General features: G+C 37.1%; 15 protein-coding genes. All 15 read right to left on the bottom strand.

Annotated features, from left to right (window positions below):
* Positions 1-441: 441 nt before the first annotated feature.
* Positions 442-1,326 (bottom strand): IS982 family transposase, encoded by an 885-nt coding sequence (locus E1750_RS17035; protein ID WP_133277923.1) that lies wholly within the window; start codon positions 1,324-1,326, stop codon positions 442-444.
* A 202-nt stretch (positions 1,327-1,528) separates the two neighbouring features.
* Positions 1,529-2,896: a 3-keto-disaccharide hydrolase gene (locus E1750_RS17030; RefSeq protein ID WP_133277922.1), complete on the bottom strand. Its 1,368-nt coding sequence runs from the start codon at positions 2,894-2,896 to the stop codon at positions 1,529-1,531.
* Between the two features lie 53 nt (positions 2,897-2,949).
* A complete protein-coding gene (locus E1750_RS17025) occupies positions 2,950-5,148 on the bottom strand; it encodes a glycoside hydrolase family 3 N-terminal domain-containing protein (RefSeq protein WP_133277921.1) in 2,199 nt (732 codons plus the stop codon).
* Positions 5,149-5,210: 62 nt separating this feature from the next.
* Complete coding sequence (locus E1750_RS17020; RefSeq protein WP_133277920.1) at positions 5,211-6,560, bottom strand: SUMF1/EgtB/PvdO family nonheme iron enzyme; 1,350 nt, start codon at positions 6,558-6,560, stop codon at positions 5,211-5,213.
* A 17-nt stretch (positions 6,561-6,577) separates the two neighbouring features.
* Positions 6,578-8,905 carry a glycoside hydrolase family 3 N-terminal domain-containing protein gene (locus E1750_RS17015; protein WP_133277919.1) on the bottom strand — a complete coding sequence of 776 codons (2,328 nt, stop codon included), beginning with the start codon at positions 8,903-8,905 and terminating at the stop codon, positions 6,578-6,580.
* A 7-nt stretch (positions 8,906-8,912) separates the two neighbouring features.
* The gene (locus E1750_RS17010; RefSeq protein ID WP_133277918.1) at positions 8,913-11,435 is read right to left on the bottom strand and encodes a glycoside hydrolase family 3 C-terminal domain-containing protein; all 2,523 of its coding nucleotides are present in this window, start codon (positions 11,433-11,435) and stop codon (positions 8,913-8,915) included.
* 53 nt (positions 11,436-11,488) lie between these two features.
* Positions 11,489-12,796 carry a Gfo/Idh/MocA family protein gene (locus E1750_RS17005; protein ID WP_133277917.1) on the bottom strand — a complete coding sequence of 436 codons (1,308 nt, stop codon included), beginning with the start codon at positions 12,794-12,796 and terminating at the stop codon, positions 11,489-11,491.
* A gap of 15 nt (positions 12,797-12,811) precedes the next feature.
* The gene (locus E1750_RS17000; protein ID WP_133277916.1) at positions 12,812-14,371 is read right to left on the bottom strand and encodes a TolB family protein; all 1,560 of its coding nucleotides are present in this window, start codon (positions 14,369-14,371) and stop codon (positions 12,812-12,814) included.
* Between the two features lie 12 nt (positions 14,372-14,383).
* Positions 14,384-16,852, bottom strand: coding sequence for a CBM96 family carbohydrate-binding protein (locus E1750_RS16995; protein ID WP_133277915.1), 2,469 nt, complete (start codon positions 16,850-16,852; stop codon positions 14,384-14,386).
* A 52-nt stretch (positions 16,853-16,904) separates the two neighbouring features.
* Positions 16,905-18,305, bottom strand: a complete 1,401-nt coding sequence (locus tag E1750_RS16990; RefSeq protein WP_133277914.1) for an agarase — start codon at positions 18,303-18,305, stop codon at positions 16,905-16,907.
* Positions 18,306-18,400: 95 nt separating this feature from the next.
* Positions 18,401-20,155 carry a substrate-binding domain-containing protein gene (locus E1750_RS16985; protein WP_133277913.1) on the bottom strand — a complete coding sequence of 585 codons (1,755 nt, stop codon included), beginning with the start codon at positions 20,153-20,155 and terminating at the stop codon, positions 18,401-18,403.
* Positions 20,156-20,183: 28 nt separating this feature from the next.
* Positions 20,184-21,503: an MFS transporter gene (locus E1750_RS16980; RefSeq protein ID WP_133277912.1), complete on the bottom strand. Its 1,320-nt coding sequence runs from the start codon at positions 21,501-21,503 to the stop codon at positions 20,184-20,186.
* Positions 21,504-21,575: 72 nt separating this feature from the next.
* Entirely contained in the window at positions 21,576-22,757 is a 1,182-nt protein-coding gene (locus E1750_RS16975; protein WP_133277911.1) for a Gfo/Idh/MocA family protein, read from the bottom strand.
* Between the two features lies 1 nt (position 22,758).
* The gene (locus tag E1750_RS16970) at positions 22,759-23,796 is read right to left on the bottom strand and encodes a glycoside hydrolase family 5 protein (protein WP_133277910.1); all 1,038 of its coding nucleotides are present in this window, start codon (positions 23,794-23,796) and stop codon (positions 22,759-22,761) included.
* A gap of 225 nt (positions 23,797-24,021) precedes the next feature.
* Complete coding sequence (locus E1750_RS16965; RefSeq protein ID WP_133277909.1) at positions 24,022-24,963, bottom strand: sugar phosphate isomerase/epimerase family protein; 942 nt, start codon at positions 24,961-24,963, stop codon at positions 24,022-24,024.
* Between the last annotated feature and the right edge of the window lie 163 nt (positions 24,964-25,126).

Genomic DNA, 25,126 nt, shown 5'->3' with positions numbered 1-25,126 from the left:
ACCGACCTCAACAAGCTCGAAAATGAGTTCTTAACGATAGATGAGTTTTGCTTGTACACAGGAATAAAATATGAACAAGTAGCTCACTTGATTTTTGGATAAAATTAGAAAATACTTGTTCAAATTTTAAACCATCGTAGATAAAAATGGTTTTTAATAACTAGTTCATTTTTTAGTATTCTTTACACTTTAAGTTATGATTTATCTAGTTAATTTTGTATTTTTACACTTCACAAGTTAATGGAATTCTAAACGATAAAAAAGGGGGCAAATTCGGTTACCCAATTTTCAATTCAATTATATAATACTGCAATTCAACACCTTATAAACAAGAGCCTAGACCCTCTTTCTCCGCTGAATTAAAACCCTAACAATTGAAAAGCAATTAGTTAGGGTTTTTTATTTGTGATATATCTTAATCAATTAACCCGTTGGGTGTAATTAAATTGTTTGATTCTTAATATTATTTATTGGTCTATCAAAAATAAATTTATTGATGAATTGAACCAATGTTAATGCCGTTATTTTTGCTAAAATCCGTGTTTTAAATCCTTCAAAAGATTTAGCATAATTGTTTCTAATTTTGAACTGGTCACACAATTGTGAAAATAATGTTTCAATTCTTTTTCTTGATTTTCTAAAGACAGAAGGTTGAGGCGTATAGTCTTTTTGATTTGTTCTTTTTGGCGTTTCCAATTTGATATTTACTGTTTGAAATAAATCTAACTGAATTGATTCAGATAAATATCCTCTATCGCCAAGAACCACACAATCAGACATTTGTTCTTTTATATTTTTTAAAAAATTGACATCGTGAACTTCAGCTTTTGTAATATCTAATGAATGAAAAACACCATTTATTGAACAAACACCGTGAAGTTTATAACCATAAAACCAATTGTTTTGTGAGGCACAAAATCCTTTAGACGGAGCAGTTTCAAAATCTTTTTTACAGATTTTAATTCTGTTATGACGAGCAAATTTGCATATCTCCAATGGCATACTATCAACAATAAAATAATTTTCAAATTCTAAAAAATGAGAAGCAAGTTTTACTCTAACTTCCTCTAAAAAGAAAAATAATTTTCTCCTTCTTTTATTGAACTGACTTCGGTCAATTAAGTTAGGAATTTGTTGTTTATTTATCTCTTTAAATAAAGAATTTTCACTGTCAATTGACATAAATTCCGCAGTTAAACTCAATGCAACTATCTCTAAATCAGACATTTTTTGTTTTCTTCCGACGCCAGACTTAAATTCTAATTCACAATTTAAAGAACTTATAACTTCTAAAACTCTTAAATATTTTTTTACTATATTTGACATAAATATTGGTTTGTTTGGCGACTTCAAGATACTGAAATTCAGTATCTTGACCAATATTTATTCAATTTATTTTACTTCAAATAATTACACCCAACGGGTTCAATTATTAATTTTTAAACAAAAAACCACCTTTTATGGTGGTTTTGAAATATGAAATAGATAGAATTTATTCAATATAAAATTTCTAATACAGAAACTTTAATTACGGCAACTCTTTTATTTTAATATTTTTAAAGAACACTTCATTTCCGTGGTCTTGCAATAAAATATTTCCTTCGGCGGCATTGCCAAATTTAGGCCAAACACTATATTTACTGTAGTTTACCAATGCATTCCACATTTGTGTGCCTCGTTCATATTCAACAGTTATCTTGTCGTTCAAATAATGCGTTACTTTATTTCCTTTTACCACAATTCGGGCCGTATTAAAATCCGATTTACGGAAAAACTTGTCTGTTGGAGCCGGAATTAAATCATAAAGTGAGCCTAACATACGGTTTCCTTTGACGCCCAATTTGGCATCGGGATGCAGTTTGTCGTCCAAAATTTGAAACTCACAACCTATGGAAGAACCTTCGCCTTTGTTCAATTCGGTGTCCACAAAATACTTGATACCGCTATTGGCACCGTCGGTAATTTTAAAATCTACCGTCAATTCGAAGTTTTTATATTTTTTTATGGTAACAATGTCACCACCATTAGTTGACTCGGCTCCGTTTGAATTCAAAACTCTCAAAACTCCATTTTCCATAGCCCAACCACCAGTAGGGAAAGTAGTCAGCTTGGCACCTCTCCAACCGTCAGTGGTTTTTCCGTCCCACAACAATTTCCATCCTTCTTTTTGTTCGAAAGACGAAATGGTATTGTCGTTGCAATTGGCTTGATACACCTTTCCATTGTCAGGAGTTTTGGCTTTTTGAAGATTCGCAGTGCAAATTTTTATATTTTTCCATTGCACGGTTTTTCCTTCGTCTTCCGGTTTGTAGATTTCGTGAACTTGCAAGGCGATAAAACCATTGGCAGCTTCTGGTAAATCATCGATTATATTGGCACAAGGAACACCGTTCAACCAAGTTCTCACGGTAGAACCAAAAGCTTCAATACGAATATGATTCCAAGCCGAAGCTTTGTAAGCTGACTTGGCAACTGGATTTTTTTCCATAGTATAAAGCCATCCTCGTCGTTGCTCGTCATAAATTCCGCCGCTCCAAGCTCTCGCAGAAGGATCGAATTCGAATTGGTATCCGTGTACACGACCGTTTTTGTATTCTGCTTTAGATTGGCTACGAAACTGAACTCCAGAATTTAGTCCGTCTTCTATTTTATAATCCAATTCCAGAATAAAGTCTCCATAATTTTTATTGGTTGCCAAAAAAGTGTTGGGCGTACCCGACTTAGACGTGCCGATAATTGCGCCGTCTTTTATGGCATATTCTGCATTTCCAGCAATCTTGGTCCAGCCATTAAAATCTTTTCCATTAAAAAGCATTTCCCATTTTTCTTGTGAAGAAACGGGAGAAAAAACTAGGGAAAGCAACAGTAAAGTAAAAACTTTTTTCTTGGTACTCATTTTTGTATGTATTAATCGTTAATTTAAAAGGGGTTTTAAAGACAAGTTCGTGATTATTCTGTCAGTTCAAACTTAAGGCGTTGATCGTTTATGGTTACATAAAAATCGCCACTTTCCAGGCGCATCATCCCATTTGAATCGGGAAAACTCAGGTCTCGTTCTGGATCAATTTCAAATTTAAATGTCTTTTTTTCTCCTGCCTTCAATTCCAATTTTTCGAAATATTTCAACTCTTTCATAGGTCTCGTAATCGAGGCAACAGGGTCCGAAATGTACCAAAAAGCAATTTCTTTTCCAGTTCGTGTTCCGGTATTAGTAACTTCGACTTCTGCCACTAATTTAGATTTTTTGTTGATTGTATTGGAAGATAATTTTACCGTTCCATAAGAGAAATTCGTATAGCTCAAACCGTGTCCAAACCAATATTTAGGTTCATTAGAAACATCTTTATACCCTCCTATTTTAGGTCTTGCCGGTTGACGCATACTATAATAAATTGGTATTTGTCCAGTTACTAAAGGAAAAGTAATCGCCAATTTTCCAGATGGATTTAAACGCCCCGAAACTAAGCCTGCCAATGGCGTACCTCCAGCAATTCCGGGTTGCCATATTTCTAAAATAGCATCCGAAAGTGATTCCATATCTCCCAATTCAACGGGTCTTCCATTGGATAAAACAAGAATTATTTTTTTGCCTGTTTTTTTCAATTCCGCCAACAATTTATGTTGAATGGCAGGCAACCCAATCGAGGAACGTGAGGTGTTTTCGCCACTCCATTTTTTCATTTCTCCCATACATAAAACAACTACATCCGATTTTTGGGACATCTGAACCGCTGCTGCAAAACCACTTTCATCGGTACCATCAAATTCACTTCCTTTAGCATAATTTATTGTAGCCTTTCCAGAAAATTCTTTGGAAAAACCTTCAAAAATAGTTTCAACAGCGGTGGCAACTCCTTGTCCTTCCCAAGATCCCATCATATTGATGCTGTCTTTTACCATAGGCCCGATTAATGCAATTTGTTTTATATCGTTCGAAAATGGCAAAGTTTGATTGTTGTTTTTAAGCAATACCATCGATTCCTCGGCCATTTGCTGCGCTACAGCCATACTTTCTGGTTGGTAATACCTGTCTTTTTCTGAAAGTTCCTGAACGTAAGGATTATCAAACAAGCCTAATCTAAATTTCAAACGTAAAATTCTTCGAACGGCATCATCAATTTTACTTTCCGGAATTTTTTTCTCCTGAACTAACTGAGCCAGATTTTCAACATACACATTATCGACCATATCCATTTCGACCCCTGATAAAAAAGATTTTAGCCCTGACTCTTTTCGGTCCTTTGCAAATCCTTGGGCAATTAAATTTTCGACAGACCCCCAATCCGAAACTACAAAGCCATCGTGTTTCCATCGTTCTTTCAATATTTCGGTAAGCGTATAATGATTTGCCGATGCAGGAACACCACTAATGTCATTGAAAGCACTCATCAAAGTCGCCGCACCTGCTTTGACACCGGCGTGAAATGGTGGCATAAAAGTTTCCCAAAGTGTTTGTGCTGACACATCACTAGAATGATAATCACGTCCGCCTTCGGATAAACTATAGCCAATATAATGTTTCAAACAGGCTGCAATCGAAAAAGGATCGGACAAATTTTTACCTTGATACCCATTTACAGAAGCCACGCAAAAAACAGAATTAGCATAAGGATCTTCACCAAAACCTTCGGCTACTCTACCCCAACGCGGGTCACGAGCCACATCTACCATCGGTGCAAAAGTCCAATCCACACCTGATAATCGAGATTCTTTTGCGGCAACTGCACAAGCTTTTGTTACCAAATCAGTATTCCAGGAACAGGCTTGCGCCAACGGGATTGGATACACTGTTCGATAGCCGTGAATGACATCAAAACCCATTAATATTGGAATTCCAAGACGGGATTCTTCCATTGCTTTTCGCATAATTTGGTTGCGATACACTGGACTAATGCTGCGATAAATGAGTGAACCTATTTCGGCACGCACTCCTTTTTGAATGGATTCGATATTGTTTTCATTGGCGTTTTTACCGTAGGTCCATTGATTGGTTTGAAGAATTTTTTCTTCCAATGTCATTCTTTTGAGCAAATCGTCAATTCGTTTTTCGATGGGGGCTTTTTTATTTTTATATATTGGTGTCGATTGCTGTGCCAACAGAAGAATTGGCATCAATAAACTTAAAAAAATTGCTGATAATTTATTCATAATGGTAATTTAAAATATATTTATTGGTTACAAAAATCTTTATTCCTTGACCTTAACTTGGTTTACTCTTTCAATTTAAAATCCAAATAATCGTAATTCATATTTCCGTTGTAAACAGTTTTGAGTGTCAAAACGTGAGTTCCTTTCTCTAATTTGAATGAAGCCAAGTTATCGATACGGTTCCAGTGATGCCATTGTCTCCAAGCAACGGTTTCTTTGTTGTGTCTCGTTGAAGGAACCACTATATCTGTAGCCAATTCTTTTCCATCCAATAACAAAGAAATTGCTCCGTCTCCACTTGCCGTAAACATCAAGCCAACAGTATATGTTCCCGATGTATTTACATTTACAGTATAATTAATCCATTCGCCCGGAATCATCCAACCGGCATACAATTCGTCCATAACTGGCTCGACAACATTGTAAGGACTGTTGTCTATATCCCTCGATTTTGTGTAGGAGATATCAACGGCTTCATTAATTCTAAATTCATTAAGAAAAGTACCGTTTGCAGGATTCAGATTTCCGCTTCCGCTGTTGCTGTTGTCGCTGTCGTGATAAGCAATTCCTTCCCCTCCCAAATCGTACCATTCGCATTGAACCTTTCCTGGGATTTGTTGCACTTGATCGTTGTATGGTTTTCCCTTATAATTTTTAAAAAAATTCACATCGCTAGTCAAAGTTGTGGCTGCAAAAATCACTCTGAAACCAACGCTGTTACTAAAATGCTTTGGCTTATTTCCGTAATGTGCCAAAATTTGCGAAGGTTGCTCTCCCGCAAACCAACTTCCGCCCATGTGCACACAAAAATCATCAGCTGTTTTTAATTCGTCATTTCGGCACCATTCCCAAGCATTACCGCTCATATCATAAATTCCTAATGCATTGGGTTTCTTCTCTCCTACTTTATGGGAACGACTATCGCTATTGCCTTTGAACCATCCTACTTTTTTTAGGGTATTGGCACCTGAATATTTAAAATTTTTATTTTTTATTCCGCCATTTGCAGCATAAATCCATTCCATTTCTGAAGGCAAATTGCTGCCTGTCCATTTACAAAATTGTAGTGCTCCATAGTAATTGACCATAACCATCGGATGATTCTCGAATCCTTTTTTAGGTTGCCATTTCCCGTTTGTGAATTCCAATTGCAAATCATTGGAAGCCACATTAATCAATTGGATTTCTTTGAAAATTCCATTGGCACCAACCTCAATTCCATTCAGAAAAAAAGCATATTGGGCATTGGTAATCTCGTATTTTGAAATTTCGAAACTGTTTACGCTAACCGGCTTTTCTTTGTATTGCATCGTTCCGCCTTGAACCCAAATTTTTTCAATGGGAGTGGCTTTAACATTGAAACACATCAATAGCAAACACGCAATCAGGCAAAAAGAAAACTTTTTCAACATTATACCTACTTTTAAAATTAATTTTGCGCAACTACTTCAAATACATCCGACAGGTAGTCTTTTGAACTTTTTCCTATCTGTACTTCAAATTCTCCCGGCTCGACAATACGTTTCATATCAAGACCGTAAAACTGTAATTTATCTGGCGTAATTACAAATGAAACTGTTTTTGTTTCTCCTTTTTTGATAGCTATGCGGGCAAAATCTTTTAATTCGTGAATAGGACGTGTCACGGAACTTACCTTATCACGAATGTACAACTGAACGATTTCTTCGCCATCTCTTTCACCTGCATTAGTCACCTCAACAGATGCTGTAACGGATTGATTTGGATCTATTTTTTTAGTATCCAATTTCAAGTTGGCATACTTGTATTCAGTGTAACTTAATCCGAAACCAAAAGGATACAAAGGTGAATAAGGTCCATCAATGTAAGGACTTTCATGTACATAGGGTTTGCTGTTGTAATAGACTGGCAATTGCCCCACGTGACGCGGAATGGTTACAGCAAGTTTACCTGTTGGATTCACATTCCCGAACACGACATTGGCTACAGCCTCACCTTGTTCTTGTCCTAAATACCAACCTTCGATAATTGCCGGGGCTTTTTCGGCTAAATAATTCACTGACAAAGGTCTTCCGTTGATTAACAGAACAGCGGTTTGTTTGTTGAGTCCCAAAATGGCTTTTGCCAAATCGTCTTGTCGTCCCATCAGGTTTAAATCGTAATAATCTCCAGAATGATTTTTCCAATCTTCGCGGCAGGTCAATTCGTTGCCACCCATTACCATTAATACAGCGTCGCAAGTACTTGCCAAAGCCACGGCATCTTGAATGCGCTTGTTCTCTGCTTCGGTAGTTTTCTCGGCTGCCGTTATGGTGCTGTCATTTTCATAAATTTTATATCCTTCGGAGAAAACGACTTCAAATTTTCCTTTTCCAAAGTCGGTCAATCCTTTCAAGATACTTGTTCCCGGAGTTTTATCGTTCGAATACGTTCCGTAATGCACCTCATCGGCATTGGGACCAATTATCGCCAAACGTTTGATTTTATTTTCATTGAAAGGTAAGGTTTTATTGTCGTTCTTCAACAAAATCATTCCTTGTTCTGCTGCTTTCAAGGCGATTTTTTTGTGTTTGATTTGGTCTTCAAATTTGATTTTATCCGAAACTGATTTGATGTACGGTTGTTCAAACAAACCCATCATAAATTTATTTCTCAATACACGAGTTACAGAAGAATCCAAGTCGGCTACTTTCACTTCACCAGATTTTATTAAGGCTGGCAAAGCACTAAAACAATAGTTTTTCCAATTGCTTGGGCATTCAAAATCCATCCCTGCAGATATGGCTCTTTTTCCGGCTTCTGTTTTGTCCAGACAAGCATGTTGACGCGTTACCATTCTATTTACGGCATCATAATCAGAAATTACATAACCTGTAAATCCCCATTCTCCGCGAAGTACATCTTGGAGCAACCATTTGTTGGCGTGATTGGGAATCCCATCAATTTCGTTATACGAAGCCATCACGGTGCGTACATTTGCTTTTTTTACCGCCATTTCAAACGGATAAAAATGATTTTCGCGAAGAATTCTTTCGGAAAAATTGGCTGGAGCCAGATTGGTTCCCGCTTCAGGTTGCCCGTGTCCCGAAAAATGTTTGGCGCAAGCAATCACGTGATTTTCATCAATAAATGGAGTTCGTCCTTGCAAACCAAAAATAGCTCCCACACCCATTTGAGCCACGTGATATGGGTCTTCGCCCAACATTTCGTCCGTTCTTCCAAAACGGGGATCTCGCATTAAATCGATTACTGGAGTTGCTGCATGAGTGATGCCATAACTGCGCATTTCTTTGGCCACAGCCCCAAAAACAGATTCAATTAATTCCGTATTCCAAGTGCTTCCCAAAGATGCTGAAACAGGAAAAACAGTTGATTTATTTTCGTTACCCACAAAACCATGACAGCCTTCACCATTAGAAATAGCTGGAATTCTGAGTCGAGTATTCTCAACAAAATATTTTTGGACAGCATTAAAACGGGCGCGATAATCATCTCTATTCATTTCGACTTTAAACTGCAAAAAACCAATGCCATTTTTCACAGTATCACCTAAAGCCATAATTATTTTATTCAATTCTTCTGGTTTGCTTAAATCCACTTTGGGATGCCAAACATCAATTTGACGGCATTTGTCTTCCAATGTCATTCTGGACAATAAGTCTTTGATGCGCGATTCGATGGGCGCTTTAGGATCTTTGTACAATGGTTTTGCAATTTGCTGCGCATTGGACGATACGCTGATAAGAAAAAAAGAAAAAAGGAAAAAATACTGTCTCATAAACTTACTATTGAATGAATTTTGCAATTTCTGTTGGAATCACTTTGCCATTTGGAATGGTCAACTGTCCTTCACAACTATTGTTTTCTTTGATAAGATCATCACTTTTTGCCACTTCAACCTTGGCCGTAATATTGAATTTTCCGGCAGTTGCAGTCCAGTTCACATTATTTGATCCTTGTGCGCAAGCTTGTTCCATTCCGCCAACAGGTATTGTAATTGATTTTGAATAATAGTGCGCCACTTCTTTGCCATCTACATAAAAACGAATGATGTGATCGTCTCCTATTTTTGTTTCGCCGGTTCCGTTATTAATCAAAGATACCATAAAAACCAATGGTTCTCCTACTTCTGGAAAAACAGGCATTGTGCGGATATTGACCACTTGTAAATCGGGTTTTGGGCTTGCTGCTGCCAATGAAAATGAAGCTTTAAGCAGCAATTTATCAGATGCTCCACCCACTTGAACGATATAATCTCCTTGTGGAACTTGGTAAGAATTCGTTTGTTCGTTATAGACATACAATTCTTCTGGAGTCAGTTTCAAGGTAATTCTTTTTGACTCTCCGGGGTTTAAAGCTGTTTTTTGAAAACCACGCAATTGTTTAATTGGCATTGCCAAAGCAGGAAGAATGGTTCCTGTGGAAAGATAGAGTTGTGCCACTTCTTCTCCAGCTATTTTTCCGGTATTTTTTAAATCGAAAGATACTTCGATTAATTCGCCAACTTTAGCTTTTGGTTTATTGATTTTAATATTCGAATACTCAAAAGTAGTGTAACTGATTCCTGCTCCAAATGCAAATTCAGGAGTTAATTTTTGGCTGTCAAACCAGCGATAGCCAACGCCTTTGGACACCATATTTTTAAAATCGGTACTGATAGGGATAATTTGGCTGTCATCTTTTGGTATCGTAGCTGGTAATTTCCCCGATGGATTGTAATTGCCAAATAGCACATCTGCAATGGCTCTTCCGCCTTCTTGTCCCGGGTAAAAAGCATACAGTAATCCTTTTACGTTTTTTAGAACAGGTGTAACGCTACAGGTTCCACCCGAAATTACTACCAAAATAATATTAGGATTTACTTTTGCAATTTCGTTGATTAATTCGTTTTGCATTCCCGGCAACAATACCGTTTGTGAAGGTCTGTCGGGACGGCTTAAAACTCCTCCTCCGTTTTCGTCGGCTTCTTTATTGATAAAATAACCTTCGCCTTCGACCGTTTTGTCAAGTCCGGCAACAAATACCACATATTCCGATTTTTTTGCAGCTTCGATAGCGGCGCTAAATTGGGTTTTATCGGTATCATTGATGTTGCAACCTCTGGCATAAACCACTTTCTCTTCGCCTAGAATGGTTTTGATTCCTTTTTCTACCGATATTTGATAGGAAGGAATTACTTTGGAACTACTGTTTCCGTCCAATGGCAATTCGGCTACGTTGGGTCCAATAAGCGCTATAGATTTTACCTGATTTTTATTTAAAGGCAAAATGTTTTTTTCATTTTTCAGCAAAACCAAGCCTTTCAAACCACTTTCATACACTAACTCTCTGTGTTCTTTACTGTCAATCATCGACTGCGGAACAACAGGAACTCCGTCCATCATTCCTGAAATAATTTTGGTACGTAAAATATTTCTGGTAGCGCGATCTACCAAATTGATATCGTAAAGACCGTTTTTAACTCCGTCTGGAAGTTCTTTGATATACAAATCGTTTCCTTCACAAAAATCAAGTTCCGCAATTAATGCTTTTCCGGTTTCTTTAAATCCTCCCCAGTCGCTCATAGTGTAATAATCAAATCCCCAATGATCGCGCAACAGCGTTTTAATCATATATTTATTTTCGGCACATTTGTCACCATTCACCCAGTTATAAGCGCACATAACAGACATAGCACCGCCAAATTGAATGGCTCTTTTCCAATGCAGTCCCCATAATTCCACCAAACTTCTTTGGTCACTTAGGTAATCATTGGTTCTACGATTGATTTCATAAGTATTTAAATTATAATGCTTAACAGACCCAAAAACCGAAGTGGTATTTTGTCCCAATATAAAAGCAGCCGAAATTCTTCCGCCCAAAAAAGGATCTTCTCCAATGGTTTCTGGCGCACGACCAATTCTGGGATCGATAAGCATATCGAGTGTTGGTCCCGCAATTCTGTCTTTGCCACGAGCAGCTTGTTCTTCGCTTATAGCTCTACCCACTCTTGTAATTAAATTAGGATCCCAAGTAGCTGCCATAGCGATAGTAACTGGAAAAGAAGAAAATCCTTTGGCGTTATTCCCGATTCCGTGAGGGCCGTCACTTCCTGTAAACTGCGGAATATTCAATCGTTTGTTGCCGTCGGTTAGGTAATATAATTGTTCTATTTTTTCTTGGGTAGTCATTTTGGCGAGCATTTCATCCAATCTTTTTTCTAATGGATTGATAGTTTCAACGGATTGGGCAAATGAAACATAACTTTGCAACGATAAAATGGTTAAAACGAATACTTGAAGATATAAAGAACAAAATATTTTTTTCATAATGCTTTGAAAATTTGATTTGGTTGGTTGAAATTCTATGTTTAAAGCTCCTGCTAAATTTCTCGGTAACCCTTTCGATAATCGTAGTGAAGCTTTTTATTAAGCTTTCTTTTACCGACAAAAGTTTGAGAAACTGGATTCCATTTTAATTCTTGTTGCAATTCATTGGCAATATTCCCCAAGGTACACACTGTACCTGAACTGTGTCCAATTTCTACAGGAACAAGAGGTTTATTTCGTGAAATGATTGAATCCAAAAAATTCTTGTGATGACCAACCCAAGTTTTAGAGCTGTTGGCATCCTTTACGTAGGAAGATTTCAATGCTTCAGTCGAGGCGTCAAAATGACCTCTGGCCACTTCTATCCAGCCGTTTTTTCCCCAGAATTTCACGCCTCTCATGTCTGCTTTTATGGGTTCGAGAACCATTTTTATTCCGTCGTCATATACGTAAGTCAAATATTGATTTCCTTCGAATCCGGCAGGTTGAATTTTTACTGGACCACTTTTGTCCCGCTTCAATCCCCATTGGGCAATATCAATCATATGGGCACCCCAATCGGTCATCAATCCGCCACTCATTTGCTTGTACCAGCGCCAAGCTCCCCATACATTTTCATTCACAGGCGGATCAATAGAAATAGGCGGATTGAGTTGATTATTGAATGCTACTAAGGGTACTGGACCAATCCATTTTTCCCAATTTAAACCATCGGGAAGAGTTTCAGCTGGTAAATCATAGGCTTTTGGATGAGGATCTTCTCCTACCCAAACGCTCACTTTTTCGATTTGACCTATTCGCCCATCTTGAACCAATTGTACAGCGTGTTGGAAAATTGCTTCGGAACGCTGCATACTTCCCACGGCCAAAATCACTTTGTTTTTTCGAACTGCCTTCACTAATTCCTGTCCTTCATGAATGGTAAAAGTGAGTGGTTTTTCGAGGTAAATATCTTTTTTGGCGTTACAAGCATCTATAGCCATTAACGCGTGCCAATGGTCTGGACTGGCAATTACAACAGCATCAATAGTAGGGTCTTTCAAAATATCTTGATACTCTTCAAAAACTTTTACACCCGTAGTTATGCCTTTGCTTTGATTGAATGTGTTTATCTTTTTCTCAAAACGAGTGCGTTTGGATTTATAAACATCGCAACCAGCCACAATATTGACATTTTCAAATTTCAAAAACGAACTGACCAAATAAATTCCTTGTCTACCCAATCCAATAAAAGCAACGTTTATCACCTTGTCCTGACTTTTCAGCACGAACGAAGGCAATACCATCATTCCCGCAACTCCAATGGCTGACATTCTAAGAAACTCTCTTCTTGAATGGGTATTCGGTTTTTGATTTTCCATTATAATGAAATTAAATTAATAACATTTTGTAAAATAGTCCGTCAAAGCAGTATTGGTGATAAATGCAATTTGTTTTCCGTCAGGAGACCAACTTGGGACATTGATTGTGCCTTGTCCTCCATATAAATGAGCCAAGATTTTCACTTCACGAGTTTCAATATCCATCAAACGAAGCGAAACATGTTTGTAGAAAGGGTGATCACCAGGCAAAACATCATCTCCAAAAGCAAGGTACACTATCATTTTTCCGTTTGGAGAAACATGTGGAAACCAGTTATTTGATTCATCATTTGTGATTCTTTCCGGATTGCTTCCATCTGGGTTCATACGCCAAATTTGCATTTTTCCGGAACGAACTGAATTGAAATAGATATACTTTCCATCAGGAGAATATTCGGAACCATCATCTAAACCTGGGGAACTAGTCAAACGTGTCTCCTCCTTGGTTTTGATGTTGATGGAATAGATGTCGAAATTGTTTTTTTCTTCTCGACCGCCGGTAAAAATCATGCTTTTCCCGTCAGGTGAAAATCCATGAAGATAAGAAGGTCCTTTTTCGGTGATCAATTTTGGGGTTCCTCCTTTGGTGGGAACAATAAATATTTGTGATTGTCTGTCTTTGTCATCTTTATGATTACTCAGTCCCAACATTTTCCCATCAAATGAAAGGACGTGGTCGTTGTTGTTTTTGATAGCAAATTTTGTATCGAGTACAGAAGGTTGTCCTTTTTTCAAATCAAAATTATAAATCTTCCCTTCACTATTATAAATCAAGGTTTTACCATCCTTAGTCCAATTGGGTGCTTGAATAGAATTGGGCGCTGTGTAAATTATTTTTCGGTTACCACTAGCAATATCCATAATTTCAAGGTTGCTACCAATGTAGTCTTTGTATGGTTTGTAATCTGCTTTGGCAGGAATTGTAATTCGAACGTTTTTGATTACAGCTGTTTGCAGATCTGAATTGTCGTGAGAACAAATAAACATTCCAACCAATGCGTTGTCGTTGATGACTTTATCGTTATCTACCCATTCAATTGTTTTGAAATCTTCCCCTTTAATGGCAGCCGAAAAAATATAACGGTTTCCACGACGCTCTAATTGAATGATGGTATTATTTTCCAATTTTTTCATTTTCAATTCCATCGTATTGGCTCCTTTTGTCAATCGGTATTGAATTGAAGTCAATCCATCATTATGAATGGTTCCGTTTACGTGAGGTGAATCGAATGAATTGTCATTTCGCACCATCCAACCCACTTTGCGATGCGCCGCTTTAACTGGTGATGTAAATTTGAATTCAAACTGTAGGATAAAATCACCTTTCATTTTTTTGTACAAAAACTGAAAAGCATCTTTTCCATACCACATATTATCTCCAGAACCTGACATAGTATATTCTTGTTTATCAGAATTGTAAACAGACGAACCTTTTACAAGACAGGTTCCTATATCTTCACTTTTGTCGAAGATGCCAAGATTTGAATTTTGCGAGGAAGCCGTTTTGGAAACTCCTAAAATCACAATGAGAGAGAAAATTTGAAAAACAATCTTTTTTGAAGGATTAAGTTTCATTTTGCTTGATTTTTATTTTACAATTAGTTTTTTGGTACTTCGCCCGTTGCTATTATTCACTGATATAAAATACATCCCCGGTTGAAGTGACTCATTGATGGTCAATTGGAGTTTTATATCTTTTGTCGATTTAAAAAACACTATTTTTCCGTTGGTATCGTAAATACTAATTTCATTATTTTCATAATTAGCATTCGGTATATCTATATTGACAACACGGTTCAAATTTGTTGGATTGGGATAAATGGTAAAGTCATTGGCTTTAAACCTGTCTAATACAGATAAGTTATCACCCACTTTAAATTGCAGTGTGTACGTTTTTGTGTTAGAACCATCTGCCGAGGTAGTTTTAATCGTTGCCACTCTGTCTGAATCCAAGGCTGACAAAACATTCACTGGGTTTGTAACCAAAACTTGCATCGCAGCGTTTGGCTTAACAAAGAGAATCGAAGGATTTGCGGTTGTTGTTAAAGGCAACGTAATGTTATACGATAAAATATCTGGATGAAATGCCGCCACTCTTTTATCTTGCACAATTAATTCCGATAATTTATCCAAATCTGCCGGACCATCAGGAGCATTTTGCGAGATTTCAATTCTTGGTCGTAAACTTACCGTTGGATTTTCTCTTGAAGCGTATTCCAATTGTGAAACAATTTCACTCACCGCTGAAAGCTTGATGGATAATTTTTTATCTGAATTTACGGTCTCTACGAAGGGTGTTTTTACATCCAACTTAACATCTAATCCATCTGCCCATCTTCCAATTTCGTTATCATTGGTAGGATGATTCGCCATCGTGATTCCACCTTCTGTCCAAGAGTCATCCATTAGAAAATCGGCTTTGTAGACTTTTCCGGGATCTCCGGCTCTTAGAACAGACAAATACAAATTCACGTCACCAACATTCGTACCTTGACCGGTTAAATCAAATCGTAAAAAAGCTTCGCGCATATTTCCATAAGGACTATTCTTGATTCCCAATCGGTCATCAAAACCATAATTTACTTGGTCTTTGTAGTAGGCATCGGCCTCAGGATAAATAATTAGCGGCGGAAATTGAGATTTATAATCAAAGTAGTCAATCAAATTATAGGTACTTAGATTAATTTCTTTCATTTTTTGAACCAAATCAGTGTAGGGTTCGTAATCTATTTTAAAAATTCCTTTGTTTCCATCAATGTTAGATGGATCGCCGGGCATTGTTGGATCATTGTCAAAATATTTAAACCAATGCCAACCCACACAATATTTTGATTCCAGCAAAGCCAAAGTGTAATTTTGATATTCATACCCTCGGTCTAATTGTGTTTTTACAACCCAACCTGCTCCAGAGGTATTCCCTAAACCTGAGTCTTCTCCTTTGGTATAAAATTTAGTAACCATAAATGGTTTATTAAGATTTGTTCCCCAAGCGGTCATAAAAGCACTATTTGGCGTCCATTCTCTGTAATAATTTATGGCAAGAATATCGACGTAAGGACCAACGGCTTGCATAAAATAACTATTGGCACGCGCTTCTTCTTTATCGACTCTTGGTCCCAAACTCATATGATTAGGATCGTACTTTTTGATGGCATTGTACACAATAGAAAAATAGGTTTTTCCAACAAAGCCTAAGAATTTTTTTTGGACTTCCGTGTTTGTAGCATCGGCAGTAGTGTAGCCATTATCGGAAAGCCATTTCACTGCAGCCAAATAATTTTCATTAGTTGGTTCTGTAGTTCCTAAACCCAAGTAACCTGTTAAATTAGCATTTTTGAACGGCAATTCATTATCAGTAAAATAACCAAAAAGGTTTTTATCATATTTATTGGCCGCCAAAGCTTGTGCTTTAGTTTCGCAATAATTGACAAATCCTTGTTCAAAAACAAAGATACAATCATTGGGATATCCCATATGACCGGATTGTTGCACCGTACGACCAGCACCATAGCCACTCATCCAATTCAGGATAATAGTGTACGCCAACGGATTTGAACCTTGTGTAGGATTTGAAGTTATGGATGAGGTAGTTGACCAAGCTCCTGCCGTATTAAAACCAATTCCTTTGAGAAACACCTTAGTGTCTGTCATCCATTTCGTATCACTGTTTAAAAATTTAGTAGCAAAAGCATTCGTTGATGTCGTGCCCGTTCCTTTTGATATGGCGTTTACCGCTCTACAAATGTTTAAATACCCATCTGGATCCACAACCCACCAACGACCATCAATCATTTTGGAATAGAAATAGCCTGTGGCCGTTGTTCGTTTATCGGTTCTACTGCCATAAATATTGGTTGCAATTACAGGAGCATTTTCGTAAAATTCCGGTAATTGACAGATCGTTCTGGTGCTTTTTGCAACATAAGTTCCTGAAGGCGTGGTTTTATAATCCACTTTAAATCCAGTGATAGAACAATCGTCTTGCGCTTTTACGGTCAATGCCACAAAGAAGATTGAAAGAAAAATTATTTGTAATTTTAAATCGTGTTTCATCATTTTTAATTATTATTTTTTGGATATTTGAATATCATTTTCGGAAAGAATGTGATTATTTATCAAAATAATCAATCAGGTTATACACGTTTAGATTGAGTTCCTTCATTTTTTCAGTCATTGGTGTATAAGGCTCATAGTCAATTTTCAAAAGACCTTTATTGCCATCAATATTTGAAGGATCACCGGGCATCGAAGGGTCGTTGTCCATATATTTAAACCAATGCCAACCCACGCAATATTTTGATTCTAACAATGCCAAAGTATAGTTTTGATATTCATAGCCTCTTTCTAATTGGGTTCTAACAATCCAGCCAGCGCCAGAAGTGTTGGCTAAACCCGAATCTTCTCCCTTGGTATAAAATTCGGTAACCATAAAAGGCTTGTTTAAATTAGTTCCCCAAGTGGTCATAAAAGTGCTGTTTGGTGTCCATTCACGGTAGTAATTTATGGCAAGAATATCCACGTAAGGGCCAATGGCTTTCATAAAATAATCATTGGCGCGAGCATCTTCTTTATCGACTCTTGGACCTAGATTCATGTGGTTTGGGTCGTACTTTTTTAAGGCTTTGTGCACAATAGAAAAATAGGTTTTCCCAACATGACCTAGAAATCTTTTTTGTACTTCGATGTTTGTAGCATCTGTTTCGGTATAATTATTATCCTTTAGCCATTGTATTGCGGCCAAATAATTTTCGTTTTTTTTAGGCTCTTGTTGTCCTAAAGCCAAATAACCCGTCAGATTAACATCTTTGAAAGGCAATTCGTTGTCCGTAAAATACCCGAAAAGGTTTTTGTCGTTTTTATTGGCGGCCAATTCTTTTGCTTTGTTTTCGCAATATTCTGCAAAACCTTTTTCAAACACAAAAATACAATCGTTGGGATAGCCCATATGGCCTGATTGTTGCACTGTGCGACCTCTTCCGTATCCACTCATCCAATTCAGTATAATAGTATAAGCCATTGGTTTTTTTTGCTGTATAGGGTTGGATATAATCATATCATTTGATGACCAAGCACCCGCTCCGAAAAACCCGATCTCATTCAAATATTCCATAGTTTTGGTCATCCAAGTTTGGGAACTACTTCCAAATTTTGAGGCCGAAGCAGTAATAGAAATCTTCCCTCTTCCTTGTTGAATGTTGTTAACGGCTCTGCAAATATTCAGATAGCCTTCTGGATCGACAACCCACCAACGACCATCAATAAATTCGGTGCGAAAAAAACCGGTTGCCTTAGTTTTTTTGTCTAAACGGCTTCCATAAATATTAGTAGCAATCACTTTGTCCGCCTTAAAATTGGGCAGTTTGCTTACGATTCTGGTATCGTAAGAAATGTACGCTGAAGTGGGTTTCTTTTTAGCTTCAACTTTAATAGTGGCCTCTTGTGCAGTTACTAAAATTGGCAGAAGAATCATTGAAAGTGAGATACAAAAGCATCGGAATTGTGTTTTCATAATGGTTATATTATAAATTTATTTGAATGTAAACGCAGCATCAAAACCTGTTTTTGATGGCTGATTTTTTCCTCTAAAAAGGTTCATTTTTTTATCTATTCTTTACTTAACAAAGTGGCGACCCGATTAAAATATTCAACCGACTCTTTTACTTCCTCGAGAGAATTCTCGAAATGGTATTCGTATTCAACCGTAATTGTACCTCGATAACCTTGACGTTTCAACTCGTGCATCATGCCTGAAAAATTGCTAATTCCGGTTCCCCAAGGAACATCGCGATATCCATTGAAACCCTCTTTTGAAGGAATCAAATCTTTAGCGTGAATATCGAAAATTCGTCCTTCGTATTTTTTCAAAGATTCTAATGGATTGAGACCTGAACGCAACCAATGCCCAAGGTCAGCGCAAACACCTATGTATTTATTCCGATTTGCAACCTGTTTCATTGCAAATTCAGGGTTCCAATATATAGAAGGTTTTGGGTGATTGTGCAATGCGATTTTGATTTGGTATTTTTCGCACATTGGCTCAATGAAATCGAGTTGTGAAGCAGTGGCTTCGGTAACTATTGTCTGAATTCCCATATCTTTAGCAAATTCAAAAATCTTAGTCCATTGTTCTGGAGATTTGGCATCAACTACTCCATAATTTAGAAGTTTCATGTTCTTGGATTTGATCAGTTCCAACACTTTTTTGCGAGTAGCTGAATCCATCACAAAAGAAGTATTACCTTCTATTCCGCCACCAATTTTCTGATTTGGAAACATTTCGATATTGTTGATTCCTGCTGCTTTCATTTTGTCAATTGCCTCGGCGAAAGTGAACTTATTGAAAGTCCATGCTTGTGCTGAAAGTTGCCAACCTAATTGCTCTGCGGCATTATTATGGGCAAGAAATCCAGCCTTTGTAACCGCCATTTGACCTTCATTGGATAGAAGAAAATCAACAAAAGTTTTTGTTATCCCTTCTGGTTGACCATTTGTAATGGCATTCAATCTTCTATGAATAAAATAAGTTCCGTTGGCAATGGTTTCTTTTGTAGGTTGAACTCCGTCGAAAGACAAACTTTTTACCGCCACATTTTTTTCTCTATAATTATTCAAAATTTGAAGTGGAAAATAGGATATTGCGCCAGGAGTTTTTAATAAAATTTCCAAAGCTAAATCATCGGTTTCAAGAGCTGTAACGACAGTTGGAACCCAATTTTCTTTTCCTTTTTCACGATAAACAAGTCCGCCTTGATCCTCTTTGGATTCTAATTTCATGAAATCGCAAAAAAGCATAATGGAATCATAGGCTTTAGTTCTCCCAATTAATACAATAGGTAAATCAGGTCCTCCGAGTTCTTTCCAATTGATAATTTTTCTGGTCCAAATCGCTGAAATTTGTTCAAACGTGAGATTGGTAATAGGGTTTGAATTGGAAACCACTATGGCAAGTCCGTCTAATCCAATGGGAGTTCCGACCAATGTTGGACATTTTACTTTTTCATAATCTTTCAAATTGCGAGTTGTAATGGCAACCTTAGATTTGCCTGACATCACTAACTCTACCATATCTCCTGTTGGGCCAACAGTTGAAGTTATTTTTGTGTTACTCATTGAAGTTTCAAAAGCAGGTTCAACCAGTCTCATAAGTAATTTCGTAGTAGTGGCCACAGCAACTTTCAGCGAATCTTTACTTTCGACTAACTCACTTCCCTTTTTATTTTGGCAAAGGTTCGAATCGGTTTTTACAGAAGATGTTGTAACCATTCCAGACGATTCCAAAGGGCCTAAATTTGCACTTATCAATGCAAGAAACAGAACCGAGCGCAAATCAGGCAGTATTTTTTTGTTGAATTTTTTCATTTATTTATTTTCATTTTATATAAAATTACTAGATTGCTGCTTTTGGCATTTTAGGCACCAACAAACTAAAGAATGTCCAAGCAATAAGATAAGCTAGTGCGCAAATGATGAACATGATGTAATATCCGGTCTCAATACTTCCAATGGCGTCATAATGATCCAATAACAAACCAGCCGTTTTTGCAATAATAATTCCGCCGAAAGAACCAATCATTCCTCCAATTCCTACCACTGAGGCAACAGCTCTTTTTGGAAACATATCCGAAACGGTTGTAAAAATAGTAGCGGACCAGGCCTGATGAGCCGATGCGGCCAAACCGATAATTAATACAGCATACCAATAATTGAAAGTTCCTAACCATTGTGCTGCAAGCATTGGTAAAGCGCAAATAGCAAAAATTAGCAAGGCTGTTCTACGAGCTTTATACAAAGGCCAACCCTTTTGTATAAAATATCCTGAAAGCCAACCTCCTCCAATGCTACCAAACATTGCCATTGTATACACAACTGCGATAGGAAATGCGAGTTCCATCTTGGTCATTCCATATTGTTTGTTTAAAAAGGAAGGTAACCAAAACAATAAAAACCACCATACTGGATCACTGAAAAATTTTAATGAAGCAAAAGCCCAGGTCTGTTTATAGCCCAATAATTTAATCCAAGCTATTTTTTCAGACTTATTTTCTGTAATTACTTCGTCAGCATCATCCGAGTGAATGTAATCGTACTCTGCTTTTGATATTTTTTTATGTTTTTGAGGACTTTCATAAAACAGCCACCAAAATAGTAACCAAATAAGTCCAATAGCACCTGTAATAATAAAAGCCCATTCCCAACCCATTACTCCGGCGATTAACGGAACTGTAAGTGGTGCTAAAATGGCACCAATATTTGTCCCTGAATTAAAAATCCCTGCCGCTAATGCGCGCTCTTTTTTAGGAAACCATTCGGCTACCGTTTTTATAGCTGCCGGAAAATTTCCTGCCTCACTAAAACCTAAAACTCCTCTGGCAGCCATAAATCCAAAAGTAGATGTTGCAAAGGCATGTCCGATTGAGGCTATACTCCAAATCGTTAACGAAAGTGCATATCCTAATTTTGTTCCAATCTTGTCAATAATAATACCCGAACCCACCATACCCAATGCGTACGCAATTTGGAAAGCGATTACAATATTGGCATAATCCGTTTCGTTCCATCCAAATAATGGCTGTAGATAATCATCTTTTAACAAACTGATAACCTGACGATCAAGATAATTGATGGTTGTCGCAAAAAATACTAATGACAGTATTATCCATCTGTATTTTTTCCCTTTAGCCGTATCAGATTCCTTGTTTAATTCCATTTTTATGGTTTGGTTTAGTGGATTTTATTAGTTCAATCAACTGCAGTGTCAATACTACTTAGATGATTTTCTTTACGTATTAAATATTGCAATCGGGATTTCAACACCATTTTGCTCTGCAGATAAATATGCGGTGTAGATTGTAGCAATAACATCCGAAGCCAATTTACTGTTGCTCTCTATCGGTTCACCAAAAACTAAGGATCTATAAAACGCATCCATCTCGTGTTGATACCCATTGAACCAAGCTTCGTCAGGAGATATAAACGACCAGCCTTGTTTGGTTCCCGTTTTTTCGACCACATAAATATCGTTGAAGTTTTCTTCTATTGGATTATAAGTCATCATAGCATCATTAGGTGCTATGTTACAAAGGGTTCTGTGATTGTTGGCGTGAACTTCGACAAAGTTTTTGACTCCGCCTTGCAGCAATTCACTGGCAACGATATCTGCAATGGTTCCGTCTTCAAAAACGATATGAACCGTTGCATAATCTTCAACATCAGTGTAGGTATTTCTTAGGTGTCCTTCGTTTTTAAAGCTCGGCATTCTGGTGATGGCATGTGTTCTTGCCGATATACTTTTAGGTCGAATGGGCTGACCATTTCTAGCTCTTCCCTCGACATGTTTTAAATAAATAGAGGCCGTCAATGGATGACTTCCTTTACCCATTAGTGACCCTCCGCCTGAGAGATGCCACTTTCCATAATCCATTGAATGGGAACCGGAATGGGATTGTTGGGCTTGAATCCAAAGGATTTGCGCACCCGTTTTTTCTATGATTTCGCGCTCTTTTTGAATGGCGGGAGCATAAACCCAATTTTCGGCATACAGAATTGAACCCTCACTTTCTGCTTCTGCTTTCAGCATTCGTTCAATACTTTCCATAGCCAACTTCAATCCTTTTTCCCTTGGAAAAGTATCGCCATTAAATTCAGATGAACCGTCACCAAAATACCCTGTGAATGGTTTTTCGACAATCACGTGTTTTCCGCGTTTTAAGACTTCTATCACCAATTGTTCGTGTGTTGATGGTGGAGTACAAACATGCAACATATCCGATGCATCGATTAATTCCTCCAGACTATCAAAATTTTTGATGTTCCTAGGAACTGTAAAATCAAGTAATCCATTGGTTGAAAACGCTCCTGCAATTTCTACTTTCGTACTAAATATTCTTTTGATGGCTTCATAATGAAAATTGGCCGCAAAACCAGAGCCTATAATCCCTGCACGTACTATTTTCTCCTTCATTTTATTTTTTCTTAGATGGGATTAATGCGTTTAATATTTCGGTTTTCCATTCGTCCTTTTCTATATCGTAAACAATAAAATCGGAATCGAACTGCCAATAACTCCAGCTCCAATTTCTAATTTCGGCTTGTCTGGCAATATAATTGGTCCAACAAATTCGAGAGGCCATATCCGCTTTTTCATAGGCACCAAATTCGCCCAAAGTAAGTGGTCGGTTATGCAATTTTGACCAATCTTGAGCTATATTAAAATCCTGGTTCACCGCTTCTTGTTCACTTTTGGACTCTGTCCATTCAATACCGCTTAAATCCTTATTTTTTTTAGACCAAGGAGCACCTTGATGTGTAAATTGAATTGGACTGTAATAATGAATTGCGACAATAATATTTCTATCCTCTTCAGGTAGCGTAAGATCATTCAAATGTTTGATCTGATTACCATTTATGGTTCCAATAAGTAATGTTCTATTAGGATTTGACTTTCTTAAAATGGCATAAGCTTCTTTGTGCATTTGATTCCATATTTCAGGTTTCATATTTGGTTCGTTACATATTTCAAACAAGACATCATTCGAATAGTCTTTGCAATGGTCAGCTATTTGTTTCCACATAGATAAAAACTTCGCTCTTGTTCCTATCGGATCTTTTTCGATTGTGTTGTGTTCGTGAAAATCAACAATTACCATCAAATTATTTTTCAAAGATTCCTTTATAGCATAATCAAGGGTTTTAAAAAAACTTGGGTTAACGGTATGGTTGGCGTCATTCATTGAAAATTTGAATGGACCAATAACAATTCGGACATTATCAAAACCAGCTTCCTTAATTAACTTGAAATGTTTGTCTTTGATTCGGGCTTTGGAGGCATCTTTCCAAATAGGGTCATATCCGATAATATTTATACCACGACCCAGACGTTTATTTTGTTCAAAGGCATAGTCTTTCGACATTTTTTCCTGAGCTGAAATTAAAAAAGTACTTATTAAAAAAAACAGCATTACATATATCATACTGCTTGTTGTGGTTGTGTATTTCATCATTTTATATTTAAAAAAACCCGTTGGGTGTAATTATTAAATTATTAGAAATAAAAAAATTGAAACGCATAGAATCATAGAAAAAAGAGTTGGATAGCCCAATTCTTGGGTTAGCATAGCTATGATTTACTAAAATCAAGCGGAGCGTCTTGTTAAAAATCAATAAAAAACTATGATTCTATGCGTTTAAAAAAATCAAACTTGAATTACACCCAACGGGCTAAAAAACTATTTATATACTTTATCTCTAGCAACAGTAAGTTCCCCTATCAATTCAGGAACAAGAGCAAACGGATCGTATGGTGTGTCTTTAATAAGAATAGTTTCTATTGGAAAATAACCTTTAACTCCTGTTTTCTTAAAAATTTTCATCAACCTTTCAGAATCGGTTCTTATGGGACTTCCAATGCCAAATGAACTCTCTTTAATTTGCCAGTTTACAGCAAATGGAGCCGTAATTTCGATATCGACATACGGATCTGCAGTTTTAAAATTACCAGTATCTACAATTAAACCAGCCCATTTGCTATCTACTCCTTTTAGCACTTTTAGACACTGATCAGCCGTTTGAAGCATATCGCCGTGGTTTTGAATACCAATCTTAACGCCATATTTTTCTCCTTCAACAGCACATTGTTTATAACAATCTATCATCCACCCGGCTACTTCGTCCCACTTATTTTCATATCCTTTAGGAATTTCACCTGCAAAAGTTCTTAAAACCGGAGCGCCTAATTTTGAAGCAACTACTACCCATTTTTTGGCCAAAGCCACATCGGCGGCTCTTACTGCTGGATCAGGCGAAGCAAAATTGTTGCGAATTCCTGTCCCTGTTATAACGATGCCCAATTGTTTGGCTTTGTTTTTTAATTTTAAAATATAGTCATCTGAAGGAACTTCAGGATACCCTGGGAAATAATACCCCGTTAAATCTATTCCCTGAATCTTTTGGGTGGCACACCAATCCATCAAATTGAGTAAAGAATATAAAGTCTGCTTATCTTTTGAGTGTTTTGCTGATAATAAGTCGTTAAATGAATACGCATTTAAAGTTACAATTACATCTGGCTGTTTTGGTTGCGACTTTTGCGCCAAAGAGGCATTATTTATAAGAAGAAGTGTTGCAACTACGAATAGTAGTGAACGATGCAGATTTAGATTTTTTTTCATAATTTTTAAAATTTTAATTTAATGTACTACAAATGTCAAAAATCTATGGCCTAATAAGGGGGGCAATAATTTCTCTTTAGGGGTACGTTTGTGCTCCTTTGAATAGAATTCAAAAAAAACCCTGTCCAATTAGACAGGGTTTGCAAAATAGTGGACAAAACCA

Source organism: Flavobacterium nackdongense, from assembly GCF_004355225.1.
In the GTDB taxonomy this organism is placed as follows: Bacteria; Bacteroidota; Bacteroidia; order Flavobacteriales; family Flavobacteriaceae; genus Flavobacterium; species Flavobacterium nackdongense.
This window is presented reverse-complemented; position numbering and strand designations above follow the sequence as displayed.

Excerpts from the sequence above, each read along its gene's own strand:
- E1750_RS17035 (WP_133277923.1), bottom strand. The coding sequence starts at position 1,326 with ATGTCAAATATAGTAAAAAAATATTTAAGAGTTTTAGAAGTTATAAGT.
- E1750_RS17030 (WP_133277922.1), bottom strand. The coding sequence starts at position 2,896 with ATGAGTACCAAGAAAAAAGTTTTTACTTTACTGTTGCTTTCCCTAGTT.
- E1750_RS17025 (WP_133277921.1), bottom strand. The coding sequence starts at position 5,148 with ATGAATAAATTATCAGCAATTTTTTTAAGTTTATTGATGCCAATTCTT.
- E1750_RS17020 (WP_133277920.1), bottom strand. The coding sequence starts at position 6,560 with ATGTTGAAAAAGTTTTCTTTTTGCCTGATTGCGTGTTTGCTATTGATG.
- E1750_RS17015 (WP_133277919.1), bottom strand. The coding sequence starts at position 8,905 with ATGAGACAGTATTTTTTCCTTTTTTCTTTTTTTCTTATCAGCGTATCG.
- E1750_RS17010 (WP_133277918.1), bottom strand. The coding sequence starts at position 11,435 with ATGAAAAAAATATTTTGTTCTTTATATCTTCAAGTATTCGTTTTAACC.
- E1750_RS17005 (WP_133277917.1), bottom strand. The coding sequence starts at position 12,796 with ATGGAAAATCAAAAACCGAATACCCATTCAAGAAGAGAGTTTCTTAGA.
- E1750_RS17000 (WP_133277916.1), bottom strand. The coding sequence starts at position 14,371 with ATGAAACTTAATCCTTCAAAAAAGATTGTTTTTCAAATTTTCTCTCTC.
- E1750_RS16995 (WP_133277915.1), bottom strand. The coding sequence starts at position 16,852 with ATGATGAAACACGATTTAAAATTACAAATAATTTTTCTTTCAATCTTC.
- E1750_RS16990 (WP_133277914.1), bottom strand. The coding sequence starts at position 18,305 with ATGAAAACACAATTCCGATGCTTTTGTATCTCACTTTCAATGATTCTT.
- E1750_RS16985 (WP_133277913.1), bottom strand. The coding sequence starts at position 20,155 with ATGAAAAAATTCAACAAAAAAATACTGCCTGATTTGCGCTCGGTTCTG.
- E1750_RS16980 (WP_133277912.1), bottom strand. The coding sequence starts at position 21,503 with ATGGAATTAAACAAGGAATCTGATACGGCTAAAGGGAAAAAATACAGA.
- E1750_RS16975 (WP_133277911.1), bottom strand. The coding sequence starts at position 22,757 with ATGAAGGAGAAAATAGTACGTGCAGGGATTATAGGCTCTGGTTTTGCG.
- E1750_RS16970 (WP_133277910.1), bottom strand. The coding sequence starts at position 23,796 with ATGATGAAATACACAACCACAACAAGCAGTATGATATATGTAATGCTG.
- E1750_RS16965 (WP_133277909.1), bottom strand. The coding sequence starts at position 24,963 with ATGAAAAAAAATCTAAATCTGCATCGTTCACTACTATTCGTAGTTGCA.